This window comes from uncultured Sphingomonas sp., from assembly GCF_913776855.1.
Classification (GTDB): Bacteria; Pseudomonadota; Alphaproteobacteria; order Sphingomonadales; family Sphingomonadaceae; genus Sphingomonas.
Genome location: NZ_CAJYQD010000014.1, coordinates 75,708 through 102,401 on the forward strand (window position 1 = coordinate 75,708; position 26,694 = coordinate 102,401).

Genomic DNA, 26,694 nt, shown 5'->3' on the forward strand with positions numbered 1-26,694 from the left:
CAGTCAGGCCGAGCGCGATGGTCGATCAGGCAACCCGACCCCGCTGAAAATCGACATAGATCGGGGCGTTACCGGCACCGGCGGCGTGGACCGGATCACGGGACAGGTTGAAGCGTCCGACCTGCGCCGCCAGCTGATCGGCATGGGCGGCCAGCGCGCGCGCGGCGGCGGTCACCTGTTCGACCATCGCCGCGTTGCGCTGGGTCACGCCGTCCATTTCCGACACGGCGGCGTTGACCTGCTGCAAGCCGCTGGCCTGTTGCCCCGACGTTTCGGCGATGCCGTGGACCAGCGTGCTGACTTCGCCGATGCGGCCGACGATCCGGGTCAGGGCGTCGCCGGTTTCGTTGACCAGCGCAACGCCGGTGCTGACCTGTTCGCCCGATGCGGTAATGCGCATCTTCACGTCGCGGGCGGCGTCGGCCGATCGCTGGGCGAGGGCGCGGACTTCGCTGGCGACGACGGCAAAGCCCTTGCCCGCGTCGCCCGCCCGCGCCGCCTCCACGCCGGCGTTCAGCGCCAACAGGTTCGTCTGAAACGCGATGCCGTCGATCACGCTGATGATCTCACCGATTTCGTTCGACGCGCGTTCGATGGCGTCCATGGCGTCGATCGCGCGATTGACGACGGCGCCGGACTGTTCCGCTTCGTCGCGGGCCAGCGCGACGATCGTCTTCGCCTGGGCCGCACCGGTCGCCGACTGGCGGACCATGGCGGTGATCTCGTCCATCGCGGCGGCGGTTTCCTCCAGGCTGGCAGCCTGCTGCTCGGTGCGTTGCGACAGGTCGTCGGACGCGCGGCTGATGTCGAACGCGCCGCCATGGATATTCTCGCTGACCGCGGTGACCGCGTTCAGCGCGTCGGCCACCGCCGCCATCGCGCGGTTATAGTCCTGGCGAAGGCGATCGGTCTCACCGGGGAAATTGGTGTCGATACGATGGCTGAGGTCATTGCCGGCCAACCGGTCGAGCCCTTCGCCCAGCGACGCCACAACGAGCTGTTGCGCGTCGGAGGCGGAAGCGAGCCGCACGCCATTGTCGCGGAACGTCACCATCGCGCGGGACATGCGGCCAACGCAGTCGCGATATTCGGAAAAGCGGATCGGTTCGGCGAACTCGCCGGCCGCCAGCGCCTCCATGCGGACGACGGTGGTGACGTAGGGATCGCAGATGAGCTTGCGCGCGATCAGCAGGAGCGCACAGATCGAAACCTGCGCAGCGACTGCCGCCGCGATCATCACCATGGAGCCGTTCGGGGTACCGCCCCACATGATCGCGGCAACAAGCGGCATCGATGCCAGCGCGCTCGCCAACAGCGCCAGCGCTACAAACTTCTGGCGGATGGGGGCATCGGCCTTGAACCAGCGGACCATGGACGGCTCTTCCTGCAAAATCGTATAACTTGCGGGATCCGAATGGCCTCATTTCGACAACGAAACCTTAACGTTCGACCGATGGGCTTCGTATTTTTGGAATTGCGTACCTTTCCGGACGGAAGGGTATTGATCTGCCTAACGGGAGGAACTTTCCGTTCCGCGTATTTTGCGTGGCCAAAGGGTCCGCAACGAACCCTTGCGATATGTTCCTGTAATGTTCTACTTTCGCCTTCCGCCGCAGCGACGGCGATTTGATTCAAAGGGAGCGAAGAGATGCATCACGATCCCCAAATGCGCGCCGCCGCGCGCGCGGTGTACGACGCCTGCTATCCATCGGACGACTGGGCCCGCTTGGGCTTTGACGACGCCGAACGGCACGGGACGGTGCAGTATCGGCAATCGGTCGACGCTGCCCGCCAAGTCCGGTCCGTCCTGGCATCGCCCGGCGAGCAGCTGGCGCTGGACGCGCTGTTGTGATGCGACGGAAGGGCGAGCGCCCGTTGCCGGTCTATCTAGACAGTTGGTCGGAGGACCATCCCGTGGCGCGAAGTATCGCGACCGGTTCGTGGTGGTTCGACGCATGGATGGCGCAGAAGTCAACGCCGCTGGATCGATTGTCGCGGGTCACCGGCATTCCGCAGCAGCGGTTACTGACGCTATGCCAGCGTGATCGGGTTTCGCTGGCCGAGATCGATGCGCTGGCGCGGGCATGGTGCGTCAGCGCGGCCGACCTGAAGGCGTCCGTTCCCGCCGAATTGATCGTGCCGTAAGCGACGATACCGAAGCGAGCCGGCGGTTTGTCACCGAGGCGTTGAAGCGGGAAGGCGAGGAACGGCGGAAGGCGAAGATGCACGACATGCGCGGCAAACACTGCCCAATCCAACGCCCGATGTTTGACGCCTGGCCGAAATCGAAGTGACGACACCCGGCTGGCGATCAGGCGCTTTCCAGCTTCAGCGCGGTCGTAAATCCACGGTCACCGAGCGCGTGGGTCACCTCCGCCAGAACCCAGCGCTGCGCGTCGACTGCGGCCTTGAAGCCTGAAACCGTGATCGGCGTCTCGGGCTTCAGGTCGGGGCGGCCGAGCGCCAGCGATAGCGAGAGGGTGCGAGGCTGGCGGGCGGCGCGGCCGGCCTCTGCCTTCGCGGCGGCGCGGGCGTCGGCCTCGCTGGCATAGGTGCGGGATAGCTTGCGCGCGCCCTCGGCCTTGCCGGCGGTGACGGTCTGCTTCTTCGCCGACGCGCGGTCGTGCCAATCGGCCGATACGCCGGTCGCTTCCTCCTGCTTTTGCACTTGGTAGTCGTGCCGGTCGCCGTCGCGGCGATGAATAGTGATCGCCGGCAGCGCCTTGCCGGAAACGGTGGCGCGATCGGCAATCGGCTTCAGGATCAGGCGACCATCCTTAATGGTGGCGACGGCATCGTGATCGCGTCCCAGGCGGCGCAGGAAGGCAAGGTCGCTTTCCCGGCTCTGTGCCTTGGCGGCGACCGCGACCGATGCCAGCGCCGCCGCGCAGCGGGGCTGGAGGCCATGCGCCTTGGCAACGTCGGCGACGATCGCACCGAGCGTCGTGCCGTGCCAGCTGCGCTCCCGCCGGACACGCATTGCGCCCGTGAAGTCGGCGGCGCGTGCGCGCACGGTGATCTGGTCTGGCGGGCCGCTGTGGCCGACGTCGTCGACGATGTAGGTGCCCATGTCGAACAGGCCGAGGGCGACGTCCCGTCCAGATTTCCACCCCAGCGCCACGCGGATCGTAGCACCGGTGGGCGGCAGCTCGACGCCGCCGTCGCTGTCATCGATGACCAGGTCGAGCTGGTCGGCTTCCGACCCGCGCTTGTCGGTCAGGCCGAGCGAGATCAGGCGGGGGCGGGCGCGGTTGCCGGGTCGGGTTTCGCGCAGGATCGGGGTGATGTCGCGGCCGTTCACCTCGACACGGAAGTCAGGAATGGCGCTCATCCGTCGACCCGGAGCAGGTCGATGGCGAACTCGATCGCCCGCGGCGAGCCGTCGGGAAACAGCGCCTTGTGCTTTTCATCCAGCGTCTGGATCACGAACGTACCGAACAGCGTGCCGGCGCCGTCGACCAGCGTCAGCGCTTCGCCCTTGTCCGCCATGGCCCGCAGTTCGTCGAGGTTCGCCCGGCCGTTCATTAGATCGGCGTGCGCGGTACCGCCGAAGGCGATCGTTTCCTCACCCGGACCGACATATTGGGTCGCGTCGCGTGCGCCGACTCGGGGCGCGGTGGCGTGCCGCCACGCGGTGCGTCGCGACAGTTCGTCGTGCGCGATGGTGGACAGGGAGAAGGGGAATTGCCCCAGCGCCATAAGCATCAGACGTTCCAATCCGGACGGTCAGCGAATTGCGAGAAGGATGCGGCGCGGCGGCGGGCGTCGATCCGCTCCAAGGCGTCCTCGACCTCGCGGCCGATTTCACCAGGCGCGCGATCGGCGCCGTTGATATGGATGGTGACGGTCATGGTCGCGAAGCCGCCGCCGGCACTGCCGGGCGGCGCTGCGCCGGCCATCGCTGGCGTTGCCGCGCCGAGCGCCATCGCTCCTCCCAACTCGGCCGACAGGCGAGTGATGCGCCCGAGCGGCCCATCGGCGCCGCGATCGATGCCGCGCTGCAGCCCGGACATCAGATGCCCGCCATGCGCCATGAAGACGCGGGACGGGGAGCGGATGCCCAGTGCGTCGGCGAAGCGCTGCCCGATCCGCGCGGCGAGGTTGCCCACGAAGCGCAGCACGCCGCCCGCAGCCGAAATCAGTCCGCGTAGCAGACCCATGATGAGGTCGCCGCCCATCCGAAAGAATCGCTGTCGCAAATTCTCGATCGTCGACAGAATGTTCAGGATCGGCTGAACGATCGGTTGCACATAACCCCACAGAGCGGTGATGCCCGACATGAAACCGGCCTTGATCGTATCCCAGTTTCGGTAGATCGCGGCGGCTACCCAAACCAATGCGGCTACCACCGGCATGAAGATTACCAGAGCGCCGAGCAGCAGGTTGCGGATGGTGGTCCAGTTCGAAGTGAAGAACCCGGTGATGCTATTCCAGATACCACCGAAATAGGCGGCGATGCCGTCCCAGTTCTGGTAGATCAGGTATGCGCCATAGGCGAGTAGGGCGACCGCCGCGACGACGCCCAGAACAATGCCAATCAGCGGCAACATGGCGATGCCGGTGGCGGTCGACAGCGCGCCGAACAGCGCCATCGGCCCCATGAGCGCCGCGTAGCCAAGCGTCAGCAGCGCGGCGGCACCGAGCAGCGCGGTTAGCCCGACCGCCAGCAGGGCAACCGCCTTCGTCAGCGTCGGGTGGCGCTGTGCCCAGTCGCCCAAACGCCCTGCCATCGCCGCCGCCTTGCCGAGCAGATCGTTGACGGTCGGCAACAGGACAGTGCCGAGCTGGATCGCCAGTGTCTCCGCGTTCACCTTCAGCTGCTTGCTCGCCTCGGCGCTGTCGCGCATGCGCTCGGCGAAGTCGCGGTCGGTGGTACCGCCGGCGTTGCTCGCCTCCGCGCGGATCCGGCGATATTCATCCATGTTCTGGATCAGCGGGCGCAGACCGGCCTGTACCTGGGCGTCCTCGAACAGGTAGCCCATGCGCGACAGGTCACCCTTCAGCGTCTTGTTCGTCAGCTCGGCGATGGCCTCGATAGGGGTCTTGCCCTCGGCATACATCCGCTTCAGCGCAGCCGGCAGGTCAACGCCCATCTTCTCGAACGCCTTGACCGTCGCTGGCGACGTGATCTTCTGCAGGATGTTGGCGAGATTGGTGGCGGCCGTGGCGCTGTCGCCCGCGCCCTTGCGCGTGATCTGCAGTGCGGCAGCGAGATCGGTACCGGCCGCGACACCTTTCTGCCCCAGCCCTTGATAGGCGGCGGCCAGTGCCGGCACATGCTGTGCCATGTCAGCGATTTCGAAAGCGCCGGCCTTGCCGGCCGATGCCATCGCGTCGATCATCTTCTGCGTGTCGGCGATCGGCACTTTCAAATTGTCGTGCAGCGCGTAGCTGGCGGCGGCGAGATCGGCGATTTCCGCCTTGTACGCGGTCGCGGCGCGGCCGATCGGGCGCATCATCACCGCCGCCTGGCGCGGATCGAGACCGAAGCCGGCAAGGGTGTCGACGCCGTCCTGCATGGCGGCGGGCAGCTGGTTGGCAGCGCGGCCGGCCTTCAACAGTTCGACGCCCATCGCCGCTGCGGCGGCGCGCGACAGGTCCGCCTTCTGCGCGATGTCGGTCATCTTCGATTCGAATTCCTGCCCCGCCTTCACGCCGGCGATGATCGGCACCGCCATGGCGGTCGCGGTACCCAGCATGCCGATGCCGGCACCGGCGACGTTCTGTGCGGTGCCCATGGTGCGATTGAACCGGTCACGCGCCGCGCCGAACCGCTGCTGGCGGTTGGTCAGTTGCTCCAGCTCGCGGCCTTGCTCTTCGAGCTGGCGGGTCAGGTCACGCGATCGGTCGCGCAGTTCGCGATCGTGCCGCGCGAGGTCGCGGGTCTCGATGCCGGCGTCGCGCAGGCGGGTGCGCAGATCCTGCAACTGGGCCGTCTGCGACCGATGCTGGGTTTCGAGCTGGGCGGCTTCGCGCTTCGCCTTTTCGAACTCACGGGCCATCGCCTTGGTCGGCGTCGCGGTCTGGGCAAGCTCGCGGCCGAGGGCGGAGGCGCGGGTCTGCGCGGCCTGCATCGCTGCCTCCGAGCTGCGCATCGATCCGCGCAGAGTGCGGAAGGCGTCGAGCTGCCCCTGTGCGTCGCCGATCTTGCGCAGCTCCTCGCGCGTGCCGCGCAACGCCTCGGCCGCGCGACGCGACCCGCCGGAGATCTCCCGTAAAGGGCGGCTGACGCGATCAGCAGCGTCCATGAGGATGCGCAGGCGCAGTTCGCGATCAGCCACCGTTCTTTTCCTTCTTGGGCGCACGCTCGATCGCGAGACGGTGCCAGTCCATCAGCTCGGCCAGCGACATAACGGACATCGCTTGCAGGTCGGGCTGGCCGCGCAGCACCCACCAGATGTCCGCCATGATCGGCTCTACTCGGTCGGGGACACCGCCTGCTTCGCGGCCGAGGGCAGCAAAAAATCGAGCACCTCCAGATGGAACTGGGTGAGGTCGGCCGGGTCCATCTCGGCGAATTGCTGCTTGGTGATCTGCGGCGAAGTAACCCGCGGGGCCAGCGTTTCGAGCGCAGTGTAATCGCCCTGGATCAGTGGGTTGGTCGACAAGCCGCGCAGCTCGCCTGCCTTCGGCTGACGGATGGAGATGACATCGCCGGCGGCATGGGCGGCGATGCCGGCGACGGTGATGGCTGATTGCAGGGCAAAGCTGGCAGTCTTGGTCATGGGTCAGGCTTTCGTGACAGAGGAAGTGGCCCCGGCGCGATGCCGGGGCGCGGGGATCAGAAGCGGCCAAGGGCGGTGCGATGGGCTTCCATGATGTCGACGCCGCCGTAGCGCTCGACCATGCCGAGGACGTCGATGTGGACCAGCTCCTCGCCGTCGCGGTGGAGCGAGAAGAAGGCGACGGCGGTCTTGCCCTTCAGCTCGGTATCCTCGCCCGGCTTGGCCTCGCCGAGGTCGAGTTCCTCGTGCCGGCCGCCGATGACGGCTTCCCAGCTGTGGACCGCGCCGGTCGCATCGTCCTGCGCGGACGCAACGAAGCGCATCTGCTGCCCTTCGATCGACATCGCACCAAAACCGCGAATGATGTCGCGGACCCAACCGCCACAGGTCCATTCGGCCTCCAGCGCCTCGCCGCCCATGTCGACCTTGACCGGACGGTTCATGCCGCCAGCGCGGAAATCTTCGAGCTTGCGGCCGAGCTTGGGGAGGGTGACCGACGTTTGTTCGGCGCACCAGCGGCCGTCGATATACAGGTCGGCCTGCTTCAGTTTTTCAGGGAATGCCATCGGGTTACTCCGGGGAAAGGGTCAGGGCGCGGGGGCAATCAGGCGGCGGCGGCCAGCGTGGCGAAGTCGGCGAGGAATTCGTCCGTCACTTCCTGGCTGAGGTGCAGGTGTTCGAGCGGCGGTACGGGCGTGTATTTGTACCGGATGGACAGCTTGCCCGCCTTCAGGTCGGCGACCTGGTTGCGGGTCGGATCGAACCACGCCTCGGCACCGAGCAGCTGCCCGGCCTGTTTCATGGTGCGGAACTTCGCGTTGCACAGCGCGACAATGTCCTGTGCCAGCGACGGGGTCAGCGGCTTGTCGATCGCCCAGATCAGGCCGGCGGCGATGGTATCGGCGACGATGTGCGCGGTGCGGGTGGCGCTCTCGAAGTAGAAGTCTTCGTCGGTCGAGCAGGTGCGCGACCCCCAGAACCGCAACTCGCCGGCGAGGCGGACGATGGTCGTGATCTCGTCCGCGTTCAGCCGGTTGGCGTCGGCATCGGGATCCTGCAGGTCGAAGGGGACGTCGGCGGTGGTGCCGATGACGCCGGGGATCGGTACATTGGAGAGCGTCTTGTGCCAGCCCTGCGTCTGGTCGATCAGCGCGCGCATGGCGACGGCGTGCGCGGCGGCGAAGCTCGGCACGATCGCGCCAGCGGCGTCCGTGACCTTCAGGTCGGGATAGAGCAACATCAGCTCGCGCTGGGTGAAACCGGCGCGGTAGGCGGCAAGCGCCGCCAAGTCGGCGCCGATGGCGCGGGCATAGGCCATGGCACGGAGCTTCGCCGCAACGACCGCAAGGCCCTCGGTCACCGCTTGCGCCTCCAGTCCGGGGGCGGCGAGGATACGCGGCCGGATACCGGTCTGTGCCTCGGCCGCCAGCAGCGCCTGCATGCCGGTGCGGACACCGGCGGTGTTGGTACCGATGACGGCGGCGGCGGTCGCGGCGGCATCGTTGCCCGGCGCGACGCGCACGACGATGACGGGAGTGCGCACCTTCGAGGCGATGGCGGCCAGCACCTTCGCACCCGTCCCGGTCGCGCCGATCTTCGCCAGCGCCGTGGTCATGTCGATGTTGCCGGGAGTCTCATCGATCAGCACGGGCTTGTCGAGTGGGAAGGCGACGGCGTCGGCGGCGGGCGCGGTCACGACCAGGCCGATGCAGGCGGTGGCAATGGTGGCGATCAGTCGTGAAGTGGTTTTCGATTCGGCGACGGTGATGCCGTGGTGGAAGGCGGTGGCCATGGGTGATCCTTTCAGGCGCGGGCAGGGCGGAGGGTGGCGGTGACGTCGATCGGGGCCGGGCGGGGGCCGTCGAGACGGGTGCCGACGATGCGCAGCACGTCGGCACCGGCGGCATCGCGATCGAGCAGCAGCTGGCGCGCGCGCAGGCGCGTCTCATCGCGCAGCGCCATCGCGGCGGCGGCAATGATGGCGAGGCGGGTGGCGGCGTTGCGGGGCTGGTCGATCAGCGCCGGGATCAGCGAGCCATAGTCGCGGCGACCGACGCGTGTGCCGAGCGGCGTGGTCAGGCGCAACGCGATCGACTGGTGGAGGTGGTCGGCGCCTTCGCAGATGGCACCGGTGTGGCGGTTCATGCCGATCATTGCGGCGCGCCCGATACGCCTTGCCCTGGCTGGACGAGGGTATGCTTGTGGCCCTTCAGGCTCTTGCCGCCGCCGATCACGTCGGATGCCGTGACGGTTTCGGAAACCTCGACCTTGCCCATGACGGTGAGCGAACCGATCACCAGCACGTCGTCGGCCTCGAAGGTGATCGAGCCGCCGGGAACGGTTGCATTGAGGTGGCGCTCGACGGGATCGTATTGCAGCGTCGTGCCGTCATCGAAGACGATGCGCGTGGAATCATCGTCGGCCGGCGCGGGATGGGCGTCGGAGAATAGGCCGGGCAAGACGATGGCGCGGGCGAGATCGCCCTCGCCGCACAGCACCGCGACCTGTTCACCGATCGATGGCGGTGACCAGATCGTCGCCTTACCGGCACGGCCAGCGAGCCAAGGAATGTCCCCGCTTTCGATGTCGCCGATCTGCACGCGACACAGCGCGCCGGTGCGCGCGATCACGACGCCTTCGCGGATCAGGTCGCCGATGAGGCGGGTCATGTCGACAGGCTGGGTCACCGCGCGACCATGCGCGCGCGCCGGGAGACGTCACGGGGGCGGCAATGGTAGAGACGCACTCTACCATTGCCGAGGTGGTCAGTGGGCGCGGGAGAGGATCGCGGCCGCGCCGGCGAAGCCGCTCGCATCGACGCTGCGATAGCGGGCGTCGGCGACGTCCTCGCGCAGATAGTCGACCGCACCGCACGGTGTCCATGTCGCGCCACGATCGAGCGAGCGCTGGTAGCTGGTATGGCCCGGCCAGTTGCTGACCAGGCGGACCTCGATCGTCGCGCCATTCACGTCCACGCCGGCAAAGCCGCAGCCGATGATCGGCATCAGCTCGGACACGGTCGCGGGCGGCTGCGATACCAGCTGGGGACCGAGACCCCGGAAGCGGTAGGGGCGGCGGTCCTGGAAGCCGCCCATCCATTGCGGGTCGACATATACGACCATCATCGACATGCCCGCCGCGACATTCGCAGGCTTGAAGTAGCGTTCGGCCAGCCATTCGGCACCGGGCAGGACCGATGACACGATTTCATCCGCATCGCCTGCAAGACTAATCGAGATCAGGTCAAGCGAGCTGAGGTCGACGCCGCCTTGAGTCAGCATCTCCCCGAACGTCGGGTCGATGTAGAGCCAGCGGCCCTGCTCGGCATCGTAATAGGCCATGGGATCATGCGCGACGGTCGTAATGTCGAGCGTCGGGATGCCAATCGCGCCGAGCAGCACCTGTGCCATCTTGCACTGGAGCGTGCATTGCACCGCGCGGAAGCTGGCAAAGTCGCGAATGCGCCACTTGCCCGGTGCGACCTCGACCAGCATCCCATCGGTCGCGATCGTACCATCGGCCGCGATGGTGCCGACCAGGCGTTCAAGCATGACGCCGCCGGCGGGGTAGAGACCGTACCAATAGGCGTTGTCGCTGGCGAGGCGGTCGGCCTTGTCGAAGACCGCGTTGAAGCTGGCCCACGTCTCACCCTCGGGCAGGACGTCGGCACGCGCCGTCGTGCCGTCGGGATGCAGCGCCGCTGCCGGATGGATGGCATTGGCGGCCACCCATCCAACGATCGCGCGCGCGCGATCCCGCGACGGGGCGGTCAGCGCGACGCCGGCGCCGGTCACGATACGCTCGGCCAGGGGGCGGTATTTCGCCGCCAGCACGAACGGCGGCGCCATGACGAGGTGCGGGCGGAGGACGGATTGCTGGACGATACGCATCAGAGGCTTTCGCGCTTGAGGAGTCGGAAATTGTCGACGGCACCGGATCCACTGAGCCGGAAACCGTGGCGGACGTTGGTCGCGAGGCGGGTGTCCCTAGCTTCGAAGATCAGCGTCTCGGTCGCAGCGACGATGCGGTAGACGAGGATACTCGGGCCGCAGAAGCGGACCTTCCATCGCTCGCCTGCCACCACCGGCATACTGATCAGCGGCGACAACAGCTCGGTCTGCGCAAAGACATAGGCGAGGCGCACGGTGCCGTCCCCGCCCCTCTGCAACAGGAAATACTGGTTGAAGTTCGCGTTGCTGCGGAAGACCAGCGACGCCTCGCCGTTCCCCGGATACAGATCCGCCTCGATCTGTCCGTCGCTGAAGGTCGTGTCAACGGCGCCGCCGCTGAAGGCACCGCCCGGCTGCTTAGCGCGGCCGCCGATCCGCTGGATGCCGTTGCCATTGACCCAGGCGAAGCCCCCGGTCTCGGTGTTGCCGAGCGGCGTGCCGTCGGTACCGGTGAAAGCATCGGTCGCGGCGATCGACCACAGGCCTGTCTTGCTGTCGGCAATCGCCATGGCGGTACGGGTGGCGCCCAGGCCGTGCGTCGCATCGTCGTTGGCATGGGCGATCATCATCTGGCGGACCGCTTCGGTGTCCGTGCCGTCGCTGGCGGTCAGCGACCGCGGGAAATTGGTCATGTCGAGCAGTTCTTCCTGGGTAAGGCTGCGGGGCAGGGTCAGCAGCGCGCGGATCGCGCCGTTCAGCGCGGCCTCGGCGGTTCCGCGAATGCCGAGCCACAGGGTGCGCAGCACTGCCGGGCGGGTCACCGCCAACGTCAGCACGGTCGTGCCGTTGAACACGGCGGTCACTTGCGGCCCGCGCACGCTGACCGCGCAGCGCAGCGCGCCGCCGGCATGGACGGGACCGACCGCGCGGCGGGCAGCGCCAGCGTTCATCACTTCGAGCGCAAGGCGACCGGCGGCATCGCGCAGCAGCATGACGCGGTCGCTGGGCGCGGTGCCGATCAGGGAGAAGATGGCATTTTCCAGCGTCTCGGCCCGGCGCATGTCGACGGCGGCGAAAATGGTGAAATCGCCATCGGGCGCAAAGGCGATCGAGGCGGCATCGATCGCGCGCGCCGCGCCGATCGCGGCTGTGTCGATATAGCTGGTGACGATCGCGCCGGGTTCCGCCTGGACGGCGGACAGGTCGAAAGCGGCAGCGCCGCCGGCGGGAAAGGCATCTGCGCCGTCATCGGCCAGCGCGTGGATCCGCACGGTGGCGGTCCCGGCGTTGGCGATCGTCGCGACCAGGCGCCAGCTGCCGAAAGCGCCGGGATCGACCCATGCGGTAACGCCGGCGTCGGCCGAGATCACGATGCCGGCGACGATGTCGTACACGACCTTGCGGGTAACGCCGCCGGATTCGATCTGCAGACCGACCCGCCGCACCCCGGCCGCACGGGCGTAGCACGACACGGTGCCGACGCTTTCCATGACCTGTCCGACGAAGTGAAATCCGGCGCTGACCGGTGTGACACGGGTCATCGCCCCGAAGGGGCCTGCGCCGGCCGCCTGCAGGGTCACCCCCGTCTTGGTCCACAGCGCGCTGGCGAAATCATTGCCCGGCCGCGCCGAATTCGAGGACGCATCCTCGATCAGCAGTCCGGCGTCGGTGATGCGGGGCGTGCCGGCAGGGAATGCGAGAAGCGGGCCGGACGCCGTGGGGGCGGTGGCCGCACCGGCGCGGGTGTAGGACCAGGGCGTGTCCTGCAGTGTCGGACGCTTGATGAAGCCGCTGCGCTGGACGCCCTCGCTGAAGGCCCATTCGCTTGACCGGTCGGTGAAAAGCGCCGCAGCCATCGCATTGGTGATGCCGTACAGGACCGCGCGCGCGCGGGTCGCATCGCGTCGGCCTTCGAGGTCGGCGAGCAGGGCGCGCAGGCGGTCGAGCGTGACGCGCCGGGTATCGCCGCCCTGCACGACGGGCAGGATTTCGTCACCGACCAGCGGAGCGACGTCGGGGAGTGTGGATAGCTTCGCCATGGATCAGGCTCCCGTCGCTTGCCATTCGAAGCCCGACAGCCCGCCATTGTCGTCGTCGGAAGCATATTGGACGACGAAGCCTTCGCGGGTCGGCTCACCCGCCAGCTGCACGAAATAGTCGTCATTCGTCGTCGGGGCGGAGATGAAGGGGGTGAGCGAGATCGAATAGCAGGCGGTCGGGAAGGGCGTGTCGAAGGTGATGGGTACGGTGATCTCGCTGCTCGCCCGCTGGCGATGCCTGCCCCATTTGTCGATGCGGCCACCGGGCAGGGTGTAGCTGCCGGTCGGGCCGATGACGTTACCGAGCGCACCGAAGCTGGCGGGCGTCACGGCGGCATTGGCGGCGGTGGCGGTGCGCAGCTGCTCACCGGTCGCGGCCGGGACCGAGATGGTCCGGTCGGTGGTCAGCGCACCGCCGCCCAGCGCCAAGCCGGCGGTGTCGAGCCGGCGCCCGGCGGGCATATAGCCTGCGAGCAGCGCGACCAGGCGGCGGGCAAGGGTGAAGGGGGAGACGATACGGCGCGGGTCGGTGCCGGCGGCGACCTCCTCCTCGGTCGCGATCTCAGCGACGCCTTCGCGCTCGGTGGTCGCGGGAGGCAGCAGGAAATTGGTGTCGCCGAAGGTCAGCAGCGCCGGATCGCCGGTCGGAAACGCGATGTCGATCGCGAGGTGCATGTCCGACTTCGTCGATTTCTCGAAGATCGCATCGACCTGCCCATAGGTCGCGAACAGCGTCCCATCGGCGAGGAAAAGCCCGATGCCGCGCACCGTATAGGACAGCGGTTCCGCGTCGCGGATGACCATATGGACGATGCTGTCGCCGACCTGGTCGCCCGAGATCGTCGTCAGGCGGCGGAATTCACCGGGCAGCGCGGTGAGCGTCGGCGCGGCGACAAATTCGGTGGCGGTCAGGCCGACCGAGCTGACCGAAAGGTCGACGTCGTCGCCGAGCTGCGCGGCGGTGTAGCGCATCAGCCCAGCCTGGGTGATGGTGAGCGGTAGCGCGGTCATGGTCGGGTGTCCCAAAAGCTGCCGGCGGAATCCTGAAGCGGTTCGCCGTCCTCGGTCTGGAGGTAGGCGGCCCAGTCAGGGCTGGTGTCGAAGGCGGCGGCAGCGGGCAGGCGCGCCGATCCGACCATCCGTCCGACGCCCTGGATGCCGATCGCCGCCGCCGCCTCGATCATCTGGACGAGCCGGAAATGCTCACGCACCGGCTTCACCCGGCGCACCTCGCGGATGATGGCGTCGGCAAAGGCGGCGGTTGCGCGGCGTCCGCCGGTCCCGGCCGCGCCGGCGGCGATCGGCAGGCGGATTTCGAAGGTGTGCGGCGTGCCGCGCGGGGTGGTCTCGTGCCACTCGACCAGCGTCAGCAGGTCATCGAAGCGCGACAGGATCGATTCGACCGAGGCGCGGGTGCCCTTTCGCCGGTGCAGGTCGATCGACGCGGCGACGGCGGCGCGCTTGGCCGCCTCGCTCCAGTCGGCATCCCATGCGTCGACCGAGAACCCCCATGCCAGCCATGGCAGCAGCTCGATCGCGATGGTCGCCGGTTCGACCAGCGTCTCGATCGGCACGAGGATCTTGTCGTCGCGCGCGGTGGCACGCTCGACCGCGCGTTCGAGCGCGGTCGCATTGGGCGGCAGGATGGTGGCGAATTCAGTCGTCATAGCCGCCATGGGCGATGGTGACGGCGGTGCAGTGCGCGGTCTGGGTGGCGTCGCAGACGATGGTGGCGGTGGGCGAGGCCAGCTCGACGCGCTGGATGCCGGGCACGGTCAGCGCGGCGTAGAGGCCCGACAGCGTGACGTCGCGGCCGAGGCGGCGGCAGTCCGCGAGATAGGTGTCGAGATCGGTGCGCGCCGTCTTCAGCAGCAACTCGCGGTCGGGACCGGCGAAGGTGTAGAGCGTGGCGTCGACCGCGAACGGGCGGATGGTAGCGGAGGCGACGGTGACCAGGTCGCCCATCGGACGTACATCGCGCGCCGCGACCCGCGCTTTGACCTTGGCAAGCAACTCGGCCGATGCAGTACCGTTGCCGCTGCGCGCCAGCACTGTCACCAGCACCTCCCCCGGCGCGGGCGAGCTGGCCGAGGCGTCGAGCACATCGGCGTCCGCCGACTTGGCGTGGGCGACATAGGCCAGCTCAGGCCCGGCGACCGAGAAGCCTTCGGGGGCGAGGACGATGCGCTGGCGCAGCGCGTCGTCGCTCTCCATCACCAGCGGGTCGGCCGACAGCTGCAGGCGGGCGACGCCGACCAGCGCGCCGAGATGGTCGAGGTTGCCGCCGGTGGCGAAGGCGACCAGCTGTTGCCGGGCGCGGTCGTTATACTCGGCGCGCTTCAGCAGCTCGCGGTACGCCAGCGCCTGGAGCAGCAGCATCAGCGGTTCGTCGTCGATCGTCGCGTCGAACGCCGGCCAGTATCGCTTAAGCGCTACGACCATATCGGCGACGATCGCATCGAACGTCAGCTGCTCGACCAGCACCGGCGGGGGCAGGCGCGACAGGTCGACCGAGGTGGAGGCAGCGGAAGTGGACATTGCCGGCCATGTCGGCGGGGCACCGTGGCGGGGGCTAGGGTGCCGCAATCGTAGAGACGCACTCTACCATTGCCGGGTCAGGAGACGCCGTCGACCAGCGCCGCCATGAAGGCTTCCGCAACCATCGTCCGGTCCGCCTCCGTCAGGCCCAGCAGGCGGCGGCGGGCGTAGCGCACCGGCCTGGCCTTCAGTGCCGGCTTGTCGGTCAGGCCGTCCTGATGGATCCGCGCGACCCGCGCGGCCTGACCCGTAAAGCCGATCCACGCCTCGCGGTCGGTCGCGCCTTCCTTCAGGTGGCGCGGCGACAGCAGCTTGCGGAACATGGCTTTCCTGCGGATGTGACCCTTACGGCGCAGGCGGCCGGCGCCAGCGTTTTCCTGCCCCGCTTCGACGGGTAGTTCCTGTCCGATGCGGTCGTGATGGAACGAACGGATGCCACCGGCTTCGATATCGAAGCCGGTGATGAGCGGACCGTCGAGAACCCAGCTCTTCAGGTATACGACGCGCGGGTTCGCATCGTCCTTGGGGTAGAGGAACCGGCGGGCGCGATTGCCACGAATCGGCTCGGGGCGCTTGCGGCGCGGCGCGAAGCCCGACCCATCGGGGTTCTGCTGACGTTGAATCCGCGCGCGCTGACTGGCGCGGACCTTCTTGGCGACGCTGCGCATGAGGCCGCGACGGGAGGACGCGTCGAGGTTACGCAACAGCGCGGTCGCCAGCGCTTCGATCTGCAGCAGGTCACCGTCGTCGGTCATGCCGGGACAATCGTCATGCCATCATTGAGCAAGCCCTGCACCAGCGAGACGCCGCAGACGCCGGGGAAGGCGTCGGCAATGATCGGCTCGGGCACATGGGTCGGCACGAACTCGGCCTTGCCAGTCCGCTTGACCAGGACAAGTTCCGACAGCTCCAGATCGATCGACACGTCGGCCGTATCAGCATCGAGCAGTTCGCTTTCGAAGGTGAACGGCTCGTGCGGCGCGCGGTCGAGAAGTTCGGGCTGCTGTTCCGCGATCCATGCCAGGATCGGGATCATCAGCGCGTCGACCGATCCGGCATAGCCCTGCACGACCAGGTTGAGCGTGTAGTGATATTTGAAGGTCAGGTTGGCGCCGCGCCGACATTCGACGCGCCCGCGGTCGATGAAAGTGGCGAGCTTTTCCGTCTGGCCGACCAGCGCGGTGGCGTAGAGGAGCTGGCGCAGGGTCTCTGGCTTTTGCATCAGAAGCGCAGCGCCCGGTAATGGGTCGCCGCCTCCCATAGCTGCGCCCAGGTGGCGGCGTGGACATTGTCGGGGAGTGCCCCCGATGCATTGGCACCGGCACGGCCGCCGAGCAGCGCTTCTTCGTCGAGGAACAGCGCGCCCATCTGCAACGCGATCCGCAGCGCGGTGGAGCGCCACTGCAGGCGGGTTGCGTCGGCGCCATAGGCAGGCGAGGCGCCACCGATCGACGGCCAGATCAGCACGGCGGTGCCGGTCAGCTTCACCTTGGCGATAAGCGCGCGGATATTCGCTTCCCATGCTGCCATGGTGACGCCGGTGTTGATGTCATTGGTGCCGAGCTTGATGAAGCCAAGATGCGGCGCATAGCTGCCCAGCGCATTGAGCGGCGACGCGGGCTTCGACACACCGGCCTGCACGACGCTGGTCGTGCCGTAGATGCTAAAGTTGGCGACCTCGATGCCGGGCAGCGCGCTGTCCCATGCCACCGTGCCGGCGACCGAAACAAAGCCGCCGCTCGCATAGCTGTACAGGATCGGGTCGGCCGACTTCGTCGCAAAGACCACCTCCGACCGGATGAAGCCTTCCGCCAGCGCGGTATTGATCGTGAAGGTTTCGGCACCCTTTGCGATCTTGATCTGTCCGCCGCCCGTGCTGGTGCGGAGGAAGATCGAGGCCCGGTCGATCGCGCGCGATGGCTGGAAATTGCCGACTCCGGTGCCCGTCCCCGCTGCAACGCAGGGGCCACCGAGCGACACCTCGCCGCCGCCCCAGCCCGTGAAGCCGCTGCGGCGTGGGTCATAGGCGGTCATCGCCGCCATCGACTGCATCCCGGCCGTCCCAAACCAGCTGTCACGGATGGAGAATCCGTCCGTCGCCATCATCGCGGCAAACTGAGACGGCCACGACTTCGGGAAGGCGCCGTCCATGCGCTGCGACCCCGTGCCGGCACCGGCGCCGGCTGTCTTGCTGTCGCCGACACAGGCGACACGCACGACGTCGGCCGCGCCGCCCTTCAGCTTGGCAAGCATCGACCGCCACGCGGCGGTGTTGTCAGCCGTCGCATTGAGGACGGTCGGCGGGGCCGCGCCGATCGCGGCGAGCATCTTCAGGCTCGCGCCGCCCATGTTGCCGCTGGCCATGCTCAGCCCTCCGCGATCATGGCGGTGGCGGTGGTGCCGGTTGCACGGACATATTGCGGGCGAACGCCGATATAGCTGGCGTCGGCCAGATTGCGGTACGTCACGTCCGCCGCCGACCCGACCGCACGGAGGGTGACGTCGCCGCCGGTGCCGACGAAGATACCGCGTGGCACCGGATTGAGCGCCACCGTGTCGCTCGGCACCACCGCCGTCGCGGTGCGGGCGGGCAGGATGGCGTCGACCAGTGCCTTCAGCCGGCCGAGCAAGGTGAGCGGATTGGGTGTGTCGATCACCTGGCCAAAGGGTTGGCTGGCCAGCTCGGCGGCGGCGGCGCGTTCTGCGGGAGTGGACTTCACTGGACGGGTTCCTTGCAGGCGGTTGCGTCATGCCAGCCAATGAGGCGCAGCAGCTGGTCGCGGGTGTCGCGCAGCGCGGTCGCCATGCGGATCGTCGCGGCGCGGACGGTGGCGGGCATCGTCGCTTCGGCATCGGCAGGATAGCCGACCGGTGCGACCGGGCAGCGCAGCAGCTCGGCCGGCGGCGTGTCACGGATCTCGACGGCGACGGGCACCGACCTAGCGATCGGCGGGTTGAGCGCGCAGCCCGGCAAGGTCATTAAGAGCAACGAACCAATCGCCATCGACGCGATTCGCGCCATTGGCTTGCGCTTCGATCTTTGCATCGGCGGCTTCCATTCTGAGGGTGGCGGCGCGCGCGGCCTCGGCGGCGGCGCGAGCGTGGGCGGCATAGGTACGGGTGCGGGCGTCGCGGTCGCGCATCGCCGCCGCCAGCTTGTCGGCGGTCATGCGGTCGCTATCGGCGCGGAAGGCGGCGAGATTGGTGATCGCCGCCTTGCAGCGTTCGCCGGTGGCGTACTTCACGCGCTTGCCGTCGACTGTTTCGACCGAGGCGGCATAGGTGCTGCCGGCGGCGGCGCAGGCGATCTCCGACCATTGAAGCGCGCGGTCGCGCTCGCCGGTCACCCGCGACCACTGAACGTAGAGGAAGGCTGCGGCGGCGCCGACGGCGATCAAGGTGAGCCACTGGCGGTGCCGGCCGAGGGCAGCGAGGACGGCGGCGATCATCGCGCGTCCTTTCCAGTGCGCATCATCGCCGACAGGCGCAGCGCGCGGGCGCCGACCTGTCGCGCCCATAGCGACTTCAGCATCTGATCGGCAGCGTCCTCGAATTCGCGGCGCTCGATATGGCGCAGCGTCGTCTTGAACGGCAGCAACCGGGTAATGCCCAGGTTGAAGCACATGTTGAGCAGGACGCGCTGGCGTACATCGTCCAGGGTGCGCCACCAGCGCGAGTTACGGTCGAGGTCGCGCTCACAGGCCACGATATCGTTGGCGAACAGCGATTCCGCCTGCAGCTTGGTGACGCCGTGCCGCTTCACGTGGGCCAGCGCCTGGGCCGGCGTCTCGCAGCCGAACAGGCGTGCCTCGCTACCGGTGACACCGACGTCGTCGAGGTTGCGGCCAATACCGATGGTGAGCTTACCGGCGGTGCAGCGATACGTCTTCAGCCGCAGTCCTTCGTCGCGGGTCAGCTCGGCGACCAGCTTGTCCATCGAATAGGTCACTTGCCACCTCCCACGAAGCGGTCACGGATCAGCGTGGGCAGGCCGACGACGACGTCGATCACGCTGCTGGCGAAGCGCGGGGTGGCGCGGAAGGCGATCATGCCGGCGGTAAAGACGATCCCGTCGACCACGAAGGTATGCAGGTCGAACAGCGCGACGATCGCGCCGCGCGCGAAATACGAGACCACGGTGCCAACCGCGAATTGGATGAAGCGGTCGGACCAGGTCAGCCCTTTTTCATAGGCGAGGCTGACCGCCGCACCCATCGCGCCGGGGACGAGGCCCGCCAGAAAGGCGAGCAGCGTGTCGATAATGGTGAGCAACTTGCCCATGTCAGTCCCAGATCTGGAGGGGGCGGGTCGCCGGAACGTCGGCGGCGGCGGGGGGAATGATGACGGCGGTGCCGATCGGGAGGACAGCGCCGAGCGCTGCCAGACCGGGGTTCGCGGTCAGGACGGCGCCGATCGAGCCGATGGCGAGGCCGCGGTCGCGGTGCAGCACCAGGTCGAGCGTGTCGCCCTCGCGGCTGCGGACGGTGTCGGCCATCACAGCAGCTCGATATCGGTGCGCGTGCGACCGAGGATGTCGCGGATGGCGTGGATGGCGTCGCGGTGCAGCTCGCCGATCGTCGGATCGAGCGCGCCGGCATCGCGGTCGCCGCCGGTGGTGGTGTCGAGATCACGGTGGCGCTCGATCAGCTCGACCTTGGTCAACGCCCCGACGGCGCGGTGGAAGGCGATTACGAGGCGACTTACGCCGTCGAACTTCTTTGCCGGCACATCGGCAAGGCTGGCATGACCGGCGAGGGTTTGTGCCGCCGCCCATCCGCCGAGCTGGGTGTCGATCGACAACAGTGCCGCGCGGACAGCATCGCGCAGCCGTTCGGGCGTCACGACCTGTCGGGTGCCGATGCGCTGGTCGAGCCGCAGGCGGTCGAGTTCGATTGCCGGATACCAGTCAGCCGCGATCTGGCCCTCGGTCGTGGTATCGCGCGCGGGGATGACTGAGCCGAGGCATTCGCCGCCGGCGATGGTGCCGAAGCCGCTCACGCGCCGGTGATCGCTGCGAGGATCGCGCTGGCGGCGGCAATGAAGACCAGCAGACCGAAGGTAGCGGTACCGATCGCGACGGGCACGAGGTCAGCGGGGGCGACGCCCAGATCGGTCGACCAGCGCGGATGGTCCGCCGCGACGATCGCGCCGCCCAAGGTCAGCAGTGCGCCGACGAGCAGCGCGGCGGACAGGGCGAAGAGAAGGGCGGCGTGGGTCACGGTGCGGGCTTTCGAAAAATTCGGGGGTGGAGGCCGGAGGAGCGTGGCCCACAGCCCGAAGGCCCTCCCACGTCTTGCGACCTGCCCCCGAGACGCCGGGGGGCGAGCTGGTGTCAGCCGCGCGGACTGCGCGGCGTGGATGGCAGAAGGTGATCGTGATGGCGGCTGTGGCGGTAGCTACTGACCAGCAGCCAAATATCGAGGCCGAGCGGTACGAACGAACACACGGCGGTCAGCGCGAGTAGGGCGAGGAAGGTCACGATGCAGTCTCCGGGGTTACGGCGGCGAGACGCTTCTCGACAGCCTTGATGGTCGTTTTCACGCCGACGCGGTCGTGCAGGGCCTGCGCGGCCTTCATGGCGGTGAGCGAGCGGACGAAGAGCGTGGTGGCGTCGGCGCCGATGTCGGTCGCGGCCTGCGCGGTGCGGTCCAGCTCGAAGCCGATCGCCTTCAGCAGCTTGGCGCGGACCTCATCGTGCATGTCGTCGTGCGCCGTCAGCGCCTCGACCTGTTCGAGGATGGCGAGGTCGAACGGCTTGTCGGCGGCCTGTGCCTTGATTGCGGCCTCGGCGATCTCTTCGACCACCAGCGTCGCGGCGTCGCGGGCATAGCGCTGCGGCATCGCGACCTTGTGCGCGAGAACGTGCTCGATCAGCGGCATCGCGGCGGCATAGTCGCCGACGTCGATCGACCAGACCATGACGGTCGGCAGCACGTCGCCCGACACGCCGGTGCCGGCGGTCTGCGCGCCCGACAGCAGTCCGGCGACCCAGTCCGCGTATTCGGGCAGCATCTCGCGCTTCGCGGCGATCTTGAGAGCGATCGAGCGGATTTCCTTCAGCCGCTGGAGGTCGTGGCGCAAGCGTGCGCCAACCTGCGCGGCGGCGGTCGCGACCGCGCGATCGACAGGAAGGGGGGCCACCGCCGGCGAACCGGCGGTGGCGTTGTCGCCGTCATGCGCAACAATCGCGGATTGTGCGGCCAGGACGCGCGCCTGAATGCGAAGAGCGAGGCTCATTGCGATGTTCCGATGACGACGAAGGGGGAGCGTGCGGGGCGGAGCCGGTTAGAGCTTCTTGCCCAGCACGATGTTCTCGACGAACGCGACCTGGTCGTAATCCTCGACCACGTAGCTTTCGTTCAGCGACTGATAGTCGGCGATCTGCTCGTATTCCGGCTCATCGACGATCTGCCGGCGGCGGGTGCCCGCCTGGGCGTAGCGCGACAGGTTGTCGAGCCGGGTGATGAGCAGGGCGTTCGGCGGAAAGAACGGGACCATCACCGCCGTCTTGCCGCCAATCTGTTTGGGCAGGGTCAGGATGCGGTTGCGCGCTTCCACCTCGGTCGGGGTGTTGCCCGCCGAATTGATGAAGTTGGCGAAGTGCGCGTGCACCAGGTTGCGACCGCAAATCACGACGAGGTCGGTATCGTCGCGGTGCCATTCGGCCAGCAGCTCGGTCGCGTCGTAGACCAGCGCGTCGAGATTGACGTAATCCACGTCCTGTCCCGGCGTGCCGTCGGCGACGTACACCTTGCCGCCGGCGGTCACGACGCCCGCGCCGTTACGGGTTTCGGGCGTAATGTCGCCGCCCGCCATGTGCTTGGTCGGGGCGAACGTGCGGATCTTGTAGAGCCACCCGTAATTGACGTCCTGCAACAGCGGGTATGCGACGGCGTCGGTGTTGGCCGCGCAGGCGACGCCGTTCCACCCGATCATGATGATGTCGCGGCCCTGCTGCTTGATGATGACATCGCGCACGAGCGTCTGGAACTCGGGGCGGTGGCGCCACTGGTCAAGTCGGGCGTACTTGATGGCGACGTCGCTGTGCGTGATCTCGCAGCGATACTTGCCCTTGTCGCCGGTGTCGGTCGGGTCCGTCGGCGTGCGGCGCTTGCCGGTCTTGCTGTCGGTCTGGGTACGGCTCGCGATCGGGCGCGTAACGCCGACGCCGACCTTGGCACCTTCCTGCGCATCGACCGTGATGAAGTTGATGCGCTGGAGGAATTCGCTCGACTGCTGGACGTTCTCCTCCAGCTTCTGTTCGACGACGGGCGCGACCGAGAAGGAGACGGTTGCATCGGCGACGCCGTTGAGCGACGCGACCTGGGCAGTCAGCGCGTTGAATAGGGGGCGGGTCTGGTTGTGCATGGGGGTGTCCTGTGCGGCGTGTCGGGGGCGGGGGTCGATCAGCAGTCGGTCAGCACCGCGCCGTTGCCACCCGTGGCGGCCTTGCGCTGGAAGCTGTTCGGGGCTTCGGTGGTTTCGACCTGCTGCTTGAGCGCAGACAGGTCGGTCTGGATCGAGGCGACCGTGTTGTTCAGCGGCGTGAACGCGGCGGCGATCGCCTGCGTCATCGTCTCGCCGAACTGGCTCGCGAACTGGGCGAAGTTGTCATTCGCCGGTTCCTTCCCACCGGCGCCGCCGGTCGGTGCGGGCGGCGTGGAAGGCGTTTCGGCCGGCTTGTCTTCACCCTTGGCGAACTTGGCGGCGAACCCGTCGAACATCGCCTTCATCGAACTGAAAACCCCAGTCGGGTCGCTTACGTCATCGAGCGCGATGTCGGCTTCGAGCGCGGCGGAAAAGACGTTCGCCTTGTCCTGCTTGCGTGAATGAAACGGGTTCGCGTCGCCCTTGCCGGCGGCGAATTCCAGCATCTCGGTACCGAGCGACGCGGGATTGTCGGTGACGGCGAGGCCGACCAGGCCGGCCTTGCCGCTGCCGCCCATGTTCGGCGTAATCTCGCACGAGGTGAACAGCTTCTGGCGCTGGCGGTTGATGGCGAGCAGCTGGTCGTTCGGCTCCAGCGAGGCGAGCAGGGCGAGGCGCTTTTCCTTCTTGCCCGCGACCTCGATCTCGATTTCTTCCGTCTTCAGGGCGTCAACCACGCCGTAACTGTTGAACGGCGGCTCGGGGGAATAGCCGCGCAGATGCTCGCAGTTGATCGAGGCGGTGTAGGTCGCGCGGTTGTAGCCGGCGGCCATCTGCTCGATCCAGCTGCGCTCGATCACGCGGCCGTCGGTGGTGCCGCCCTCGACGGCGATGCGGAAAAAGCGGGTCTTGGCCATGGGGTGCGGTCCTCGGGGGTCAAATGCCGGGCAGGGCGATGACCGCCACAGGGGCGGAAGGCGGGCCGCTTCTCAAGCGGGCGCAATCGTAGAGACGCACTCTACGATTGCCGGTGGCTCCGGGGCGGGGGTGGGACGTGGCTAGGGTCGCGGCCATGGAACCCGCAACCGCACCCTTCCTTCGCAATCCGCTGACGCTACCGATCGAGGATCGGCGCCGCGCCGCGCGCAGCCTGTACTGGCGCGGGTGGGAGGTCAGTCAGATCGCGGAAGAGCTGGAGGTGGCGCGGACCACCGTCCAGTCGTGGAAGGATCGTGGGCGTTGGGACGATGTGCCCAGCATCCGGCGCCTGGAGGACTGCCTCGAGGCGCGATGGATGATGCTCATCGCCAAGGACAAGAAGACGCCGGGCGATTTCAAGGAAATCGACCTGCTCGGTCGGCAGGTCGCGGCGCTGGCGAAGGTCCGCCGCTACGAGGAGCCCGGCGGGCACGAAGGCGATCTGAACGAGAGGGTCCGGAACCGCAACACCGCGCCGCGCAAGGAAAAGACGCCGGCGAACTTTTTCAGCGCCGAGCAGGCGGCCGAGCTGAAGGCGATCTTCCTCGACCAGCTGTTCGGCTATCAGGAAACGTGGTGGGCGAACCTGTCGCGCCGCACCCGCATGATCCTGAAGTCGCGCCAGATCGGTGCGACCTATTATTTCGCGTTCGAGGCCCTGATCGACGCGATCGAGAGCGGTCGCAACCAGATTTTCCTGAGCGCCAGCAAGGCGCAGGCACACCAGTTCCGCAATTACATCGTCGGGTTTGCCAAGCTGGTCGGGGTCGACCTGAAGGGTGACCCGATGCTGATCACCAGCGCGCTACGCCCCGAGGGCGAAGCGGCGGCCGAGCTGCACTTCCTCGGCACCAATTTTCGCACGGCGCAGGGCCGCAGCGGCAATTTCTATTTCGACGAATTCTTCTGGGTCCACGGGTTCGAGGAGCTGAACAAAGTCGCCAGCGGCATGGCGACGCACAAGCACTGGCGGAAGACCTATTTCTCGACACCGTCGACCGTCGCCCATCTCGCCTATCCCTATTGGACCGGCGAGCGGCGCAACCGGCGCAAGGCGAAGGCCGACCGGATCGAGATCGATGTCAGCCATGCCGCGCTGAAGGACGGGCGGCTGTGCGAGGATGCGGTCTGGCGCCAGATCGTCACCGTTCATGACGCGATCGAAAAGGGGTTCGACCTGGTCGACCTGGACGAGCTGCAGGACGAGTATGCCGAGGATGAGTTCGCCAACCTGTTCGGGTGCGTATTCGTCGACGATAGCCTGAGCGCCTTCCGGTTCAACGACCTGGTCGCGCTCGGCTGCGACAGCCTGGTCGAATGGACCGACTTCGATCCGGAGGCGGCGCGACCCTATGCCAACCGTGCGGTGTGGGCCGGCTATGATCCGCAGAACAGCGAGGACGGTGACAACGCGGCGCTGGTCATCATGGCGCCGCCGACGTCGCCCGGCGGCAAGTTCCGGATTCTCGAACGCCACCAGCTGCGCGGCCTCGATTTCGAGCAACAGGCCGAGTTCATTAAGGCGGTGCTGTCGCGCTACACCGTGACGTACCTCGGCATCGACGCGACCGGTGTCGGTGCCGGCGTCCACCAGCTGCTCGCCAAACCCGACAGCGGCATCGGCGGCGTGACCAAGATCGAATATTCGCTCGAGGTGAAGGCCGCGATGGTCATGAAGGCGCAGAACATCGTGCGTCGTGGCCGGCTCGCGTTCGACAGCCTGTACATGGACGTCGTCAGCTCGTTCATCTCGATCAAGAAGACGATCACGACCAGCGGGCGGAACATCACGTTCAAGGCTGGGCGGGGCGGGCAGGACGGTCATGCCGATATCGCCTGGGCGGCGATGCACATCCTCATCAACGAACCGCTCGACGGCAAGGAAAAGCCGAAAGGCTCCATGGAGATCATCGAATGAGCAAGCGCACCCAGCGGATGAGCGCGCGACAGGCGCGTGCCGCGTCGGCCGGCGCGATCGTGCCGGCGAACGATCGCGGCACCGCGATCGAGGCGTTCAGTTTCGGCGATCCGGAGCCGGTGCTTGACCGGTCGCTGCTGCTCGACATGCTGGAATGCCCGCACAACAATCGGTGGTACGAACCCCCAGTGTCGCGGCAGGGCCTCGCGCGGGCGTTCCGGGTGTCGCCCCATCATTCGAGCGCGATCATCTTCAAGCGCAACCAGCTGCTGGGTGCCTTCCGGCCGACGCAATGGCTATCGCGCGACACCTTTACCAAGCTGGTACAGGACTATCTGGTGTTCGGAGATTGTTTCGCGGTGAAGGTGCGCAACATCGCCGGGTCCACCCTCCGTCTCGATTATACGCCGGCGAAATACACCCGGCGCGGGGTTGAGGCGGGGCGGTGGTTCTATGTCCCCGGATCGATGCAGGAACAGGAATTTGAGCGCGGATCGGTGATCCAGTTGATGCAGCCGGATGTCAATCAGGAGCTGTACGGCGTGCCCGAATATATGTCGGCTCTGCAGGCCGCGCTGCTGAATGAGGCGGCAACTTTGTTCCGCCGGCGTTACTATCTCAACGGCGCGCACGCTGGCTACATCATGTACGCCACCGGCGACATCGATGTCGCCGACACCGACAAGCTGAAAGCGGCGATGAAGGCCGCCAAGGGACCGGGCAACTTCCGGTCGATGTTCGTCCACGCGCCCAACGGCAAGGAACATTCGATCAAGATCATCCCGATCGCCGAAGCCGCGGCTAAGGACGAATTCCTCGGCATCAAGTCCGCCTCGGCCGCCGACGTCATGGCAGCACATCGCGTGCCGCCGCAGCTGCTCGGCATCGTGCCGGCACAAGGATCCGCGTTCGGCAACCCAACCGACGCGAACGCTGCTTTCGAGCGGAACGAAATCCGGCCACTGAAGGCGGTCTTTCTCGATTTCAACGACCGCTTGGGCCTCCCGGCTGTCGTGTTCGAGGACGCCGAAGCAGCATAAGAGATACCCCGTCGGCCGCTCGGGTTTTCACGCGGTTCGACCAGGTCGTATTGCCGGTGACCTATACGGTCGGTGCTGGCGAAGCGAAGAAGGTCAGCGAGCTGGTGATCGCCAATTTCGACACCGGCGGCATCGCGGGGGCGACACCGGCGAACGATCGCTGACGGTAACGCGGCGGCGGGACAACCATGCCGTCGC

34 protein-coding genes are annotated in these 26,694 nt (G+C 67.4%); 4 read left to right on the top strand and 30 right to left on the bottom strand.

The window, feature by feature from the left end; all coding sequences use genetic code 11:
- Positions 1-25: 25 nt before the first annotated feature.
- The gene (locus QZ755_RS03250; RefSeq protein ID WP_294319683.1) at positions 26-1,372 is read right to left on the bottom strand and encodes a methyl-accepting chemotaxis protein; all 1,347 of its coding nucleotides are present in this window, start codon (positions 1,370-1,372) and stop codon (positions 26-28) included.
- A 276-nt stretch (positions 1,373-1,648) separates the two neighbouring features.
- Here QZ755_RS03250 and QZ755_RS03255 point away from each other — a divergent pair, with 276 nt between their 5' ends.
- Together QZ755_RS03255 and QZ755_RS03260 are read left to right on the top strand one after the other, a co-directional pair.
- Positions 1,649-1,852, top strand: coding sequence for a hypothetical protein (locus QZ755_RS03255; protein ID WP_242415540.1), 204 nt, complete (start codon positions 1,649-1,651; stop codon positions 1,850-1,852).
- Between the two features lie 62 nt (positions 1,853-1,914).
- A complete protein-coding gene (locus QZ755_RS03260; protein ID WP_294319689.1) occupies positions 1,915-2,145 on the top strand; it encodes a helix-turn-helix domain-containing protein in 231 nt (76 codons plus the stop codon).
- A gap of 166 nt (positions 2,146-2,311) precedes the next feature.
- Here the strand turns inward: QZ755_RS03260 and QZ755_RS03265 are convergent, their stop codons facing one another.
- The 29 genes from QZ755_RS03265 to QZ755_RS03405 all read right to left on the bottom strand — a co-directional run bounded on the left by QZ755_RS03265 (position 2,312) and on the right by QZ755_RS03405 (position 23,477).
- Positions 2,312-3,331, bottom strand: a complete 1,020-nt coding sequence (locus QZ755_RS03265; protein WP_294319691.1) for a contractile injection system protein, VgrG/Pvc8 family — start codon at positions 3,329-3,331, stop codon at positions 2,312-2,314.
- Positions 3,328-3,705, bottom strand: a complete 378-nt coding sequence (locus QZ755_RS03270; protein ID WP_294319693.1) for a phage tail protein — start codon at positions 3,703-3,705, stop codon at positions 3,328-3,330. Before QZ755_RS03270 ends, QZ755_RS03265 begins: the two co-directional genes overlap by 4 nt.
- Positions 3,705-6,281 carry a phage tail tape measure protein gene (locus QZ755_RS03275; RefSeq protein ID WP_294319695.1) on the bottom strand — a complete coding sequence of 859 codons (2,577 nt, stop codon included), beginning with the start codon at positions 6,279-6,281 and terminating at the stop codon, positions 3,705-3,707. Before QZ755_RS03275 ends, QZ755_RS03270 begins: the two co-directional genes overlap by 1 nt.
- Positions 6,274-6,408, bottom strand: coding sequence for a hypothetical protein (locus QZ755_RS03280; protein ID WP_294319697.1), 135 nt, complete (start codon positions 6,406-6,408; stop codon positions 6,274-6,276). Before QZ755_RS03280 ends, QZ755_RS03275 begins: the two co-directional genes overlap by 8 nt.
- Before the next feature lie 8 nt (positions 6,409-6,416).
- The gene (locus QZ755_RS03285) at positions 6,417-6,725 is read right to left on the bottom strand and encodes a phage tail assembly protein (RefSeq protein WP_294319699.1); all 309 of its coding nucleotides are present in this window, start codon (positions 6,723-6,725) and stop codon (positions 6,417-6,419) included.
- Between the two features lie 56 nt (positions 6,726-6,781).
- Positions 6,782-7,291, bottom strand: coding sequence for a phage major tail tube protein (locus QZ755_RS03290; RefSeq protein ID WP_294319701.1), 510 nt, complete (start codon positions 7,289-7,291; stop codon positions 6,782-6,784).
- Positions 7,292-7,329: 38 nt separating this feature from the next.
- Positions 7,330-8,517, bottom strand: a complete 1,188-nt coding sequence (locus QZ755_RS03295) for a phage tail sheath C-terminal domain-containing protein (protein WP_294319704.1) — start codon at positions 8,515-8,517, stop codon at positions 7,330-7,332.
- Between the two features lie 11 nt (positions 8,518-8,528).
- Positions 8,529-8,879 carry a GPW/gp25 family protein gene (locus QZ755_RS03300; protein ID WP_294319707.1) on the bottom strand — a complete coding sequence of 117 codons (351 nt, stop codon included), beginning with the start codon at positions 8,877-8,879 and terminating at the stop codon, positions 8,529-8,531.
- Entirely contained in the window at positions 8,876-9,394 is a 519-nt protein-coding gene (locus tag QZ755_RS03305) for a phage baseplate assembly protein V (RefSeq protein ID WP_294319708.1), read from the bottom strand. The genes QZ755_RS03300 and QZ755_RS03305 overlap by 4 nt, the downstream gene beginning before the upstream one ends.
- Before the next feature lie 96 nt (positions 9,395-9,490).
- The gene (locus QZ755_RS03310; RefSeq protein ID WP_294319710.1) at positions 9,491-10,615 is read right to left on the bottom strand and encodes a hypothetical protein; all 1,125 of its coding nucleotides are present in this window, start codon (positions 10,613-10,615) and stop codon (positions 9,491-9,493) included.
- On the bottom strand, positions 10,615-12,654 hold the full coding sequence (locus QZ755_RS03315) for a hypothetical protein (RefSeq protein ID WP_294319712.1): 2,040 nt from the start codon (positions 12,652-12,654) through the stop codon (positions 10,615-10,617). Before QZ755_RS03315 ends, QZ755_RS03310 begins: the two co-directional genes overlap by 1 nt.
- Positions 12,655-12,657: 3 nt before the next feature.
- On the bottom strand, positions 12,658-13,665 hold the full coding sequence (locus QZ755_RS03320; RefSeq protein ID WP_294319715.1) for a hypothetical protein: 1,008 nt from the start codon (positions 13,663-13,665) through the stop codon (positions 12,658-12,660).
- Positions 13,662-14,321 (bottom strand): phage tail protein I, encoded by a 660-nt coding sequence (locus QZ755_RS03325; RefSeq protein ID WP_294319716.1) that lies wholly within the window; start codon positions 14,319-14,321, stop codon positions 13,662-13,664. The genes QZ755_RS03320 and QZ755_RS03325 overlap by 4 nt, the downstream gene beginning before the upstream one ends.
- On the bottom strand, positions 14,311-15,192 hold the full coding sequence (locus tag QZ755_RS03330; protein ID WP_294319718.1) for a baseplate J/gp47 family protein: 882 nt from the start codon (positions 15,190-15,192) through the stop codon (positions 14,311-14,313). The genes QZ755_RS03325 and QZ755_RS03330 overlap by 11 nt, the downstream gene beginning before the upstream one ends.
- 77 nt (positions 15,193-15,269) lie before the next feature.
- Entirely contained in the window at positions 15,270-15,947 is a 678-nt protein-coding gene (locus QZ755_RS03335) for a phage virion morphogenesis protein (protein ID WP_294319720.1), read from the bottom strand.
- A complete protein-coding gene (locus tag QZ755_RS03340; RefSeq protein WP_294319723.1) occupies positions 15,944-16,414 on the bottom strand; it encodes a phage tail protein in 471 nt (156 codons plus the stop codon). Before QZ755_RS03340 ends, QZ755_RS03335 begins: the two co-directional genes overlap by 4 nt.
- Positions 16,414-17,556, bottom strand: a complete 1,143-nt coding sequence (locus QZ755_RS03345; protein ID WP_294319725.1) for an SGNH/GDSL hydrolase family protein — start codon at positions 17,554-17,556, stop codon at positions 16,414-16,416. Before QZ755_RS03345 ends, QZ755_RS03340 begins: the two co-directional genes overlap by 1 nt.
- Before the next feature lie 2 nt (positions 17,557-17,558).
- Positions 17,559-17,912, bottom strand: a complete 354-nt coding sequence (locus QZ755_RS03350) for a hypothetical protein (protein WP_294319727.1) — start codon at positions 17,910-17,912, stop codon at positions 17,559-17,561.
- Entirely contained in the window at positions 17,909-18,127 is a 219-nt protein-coding gene (locus QZ755_RS03355) for a hypothetical protein (RefSeq protein ID WP_294319729.1), read from the bottom strand. Before QZ755_RS03355 ends, QZ755_RS03350 begins: the two co-directional genes overlap by 4 nt.
- Before the next feature lie 4 nt (positions 18,128-18,131).
- Complete coding sequence (locus QZ755_RS03360; RefSeq protein ID WP_294319732.1) at positions 18,132-18,641, bottom strand: hypothetical protein; 510 nt, start codon at positions 18,639-18,641, stop codon at positions 18,132-18,134.
- Complete coding sequence (locus QZ755_RS03365; RefSeq protein WP_294319734.1) at positions 18,638-19,141, bottom strand: glycoside hydrolase family protein; 504 nt, start codon at positions 19,139-19,141, stop codon at positions 18,638-18,640. The genes QZ755_RS03360 and QZ755_RS03365 overlap by 4 nt, the downstream gene beginning before the upstream one ends.
- Positions 19,138-19,473, bottom strand: coding sequence for a hypothetical protein (locus QZ755_RS03370; protein ID WP_294319735.1), 336 nt, complete (start codon positions 19,471-19,473; stop codon positions 19,138-19,140). The genes QZ755_RS03365 and QZ755_RS03370 overlap by 4 nt, the downstream gene beginning before the upstream one ends.
- 1 nt (position 19,474) lies before the next feature.
- On the bottom strand, positions 19,475-19,687 hold the full coding sequence (locus tag QZ755_RS03375; RefSeq protein ID WP_294319737.1) for a tail protein X: 213 nt from the start codon (positions 19,685-19,687) through the stop codon (positions 19,475-19,477).
- Positions 19,687-20,190, bottom strand: coding sequence for a head completion/stabilization protein (locus QZ755_RS03380; RefSeq protein WP_294319739.1), 504 nt, complete (start codon positions 20,188-20,190; stop codon positions 19,687-19,689). Before QZ755_RS03380 ends, QZ755_RS03375 begins: the two co-directional genes overlap by 1 nt.
- Complete coding sequence (locus QZ755_RS03385) at positions 20,187-20,411, bottom strand: hypothetical protein (RefSeq protein ID WP_294319741.1); 225 nt, start codon at positions 20,409-20,411, stop codon at positions 20,187-20,189. The genes QZ755_RS03380 and QZ755_RS03385 overlap by 4 nt, the downstream gene beginning before the upstream one ends.
- 113 nt (positions 20,412-20,524) lie before the next feature.
- Positions 20,525-20,671, bottom strand: coding sequence for a hypothetical protein (locus tag QZ755_RS03390; RefSeq protein WP_294319743.1), 147 nt, complete (start codon positions 20,669-20,671; stop codon positions 20,525-20,527).
- A complete protein-coding gene (gene gpM, locus QZ755_RS03395) occupies positions 20,668-21,429 on the bottom strand; it encodes a phage terminase small subunit (RefSeq protein WP_294319754.1) in 762 nt (253 codons plus the stop codon). The genes QZ755_RS03390 and gpM overlap by 4 nt, the downstream gene beginning before the upstream one ends.
- A 48-nt stretch (positions 21,430-21,477) precedes the next feature.
- The gene (locus QZ755_RS03400; RefSeq protein WP_294319757.1) at positions 21,478-22,560 is read right to left on the bottom strand and encodes a phage major capsid protein, P2 family; all 1,083 of its coding nucleotides are present in this window, start codon (positions 22,558-22,560) and stop codon (positions 21,478-21,480) included.
- Positions 22,561-22,598: 38 nt separating this feature from the next.
- Complete coding sequence (locus QZ755_RS03405; RefSeq protein WP_294319759.1) at positions 22,599-23,477, bottom strand: GPO family capsid scaffolding protein; 879 nt, start codon at positions 23,475-23,477, stop codon at positions 22,599-22,601.
- 155 nt (positions 23,478-23,632) lie between these two features.
- Between QZ755_RS03405 and QZ755_RS03410 the strand changes: the two genes are divergently transcribed.
- A complete protein-coding gene (locus tag QZ755_RS03410; RefSeq protein WP_294319761.1) occupies positions 23,633-25,456 on the top strand; it encodes a terminase family protein in 1,824 nt (607 codons plus the stop codon).
- The gene (locus QZ755_RS03415) at positions 25,453-26,496 is read left to right on the top strand and encodes a phage portal protein (protein WP_294319764.1); all 1,044 of its coding nucleotides are present in this window, start codon (positions 25,453-25,455) and stop codon (positions 26,494-26,496) included. Before QZ755_RS03410 ends, QZ755_RS03415 begins: the two co-directional genes overlap by 4 nt.
- Positions 26,497-26,694: the final 198 nt, after the last annotated feature.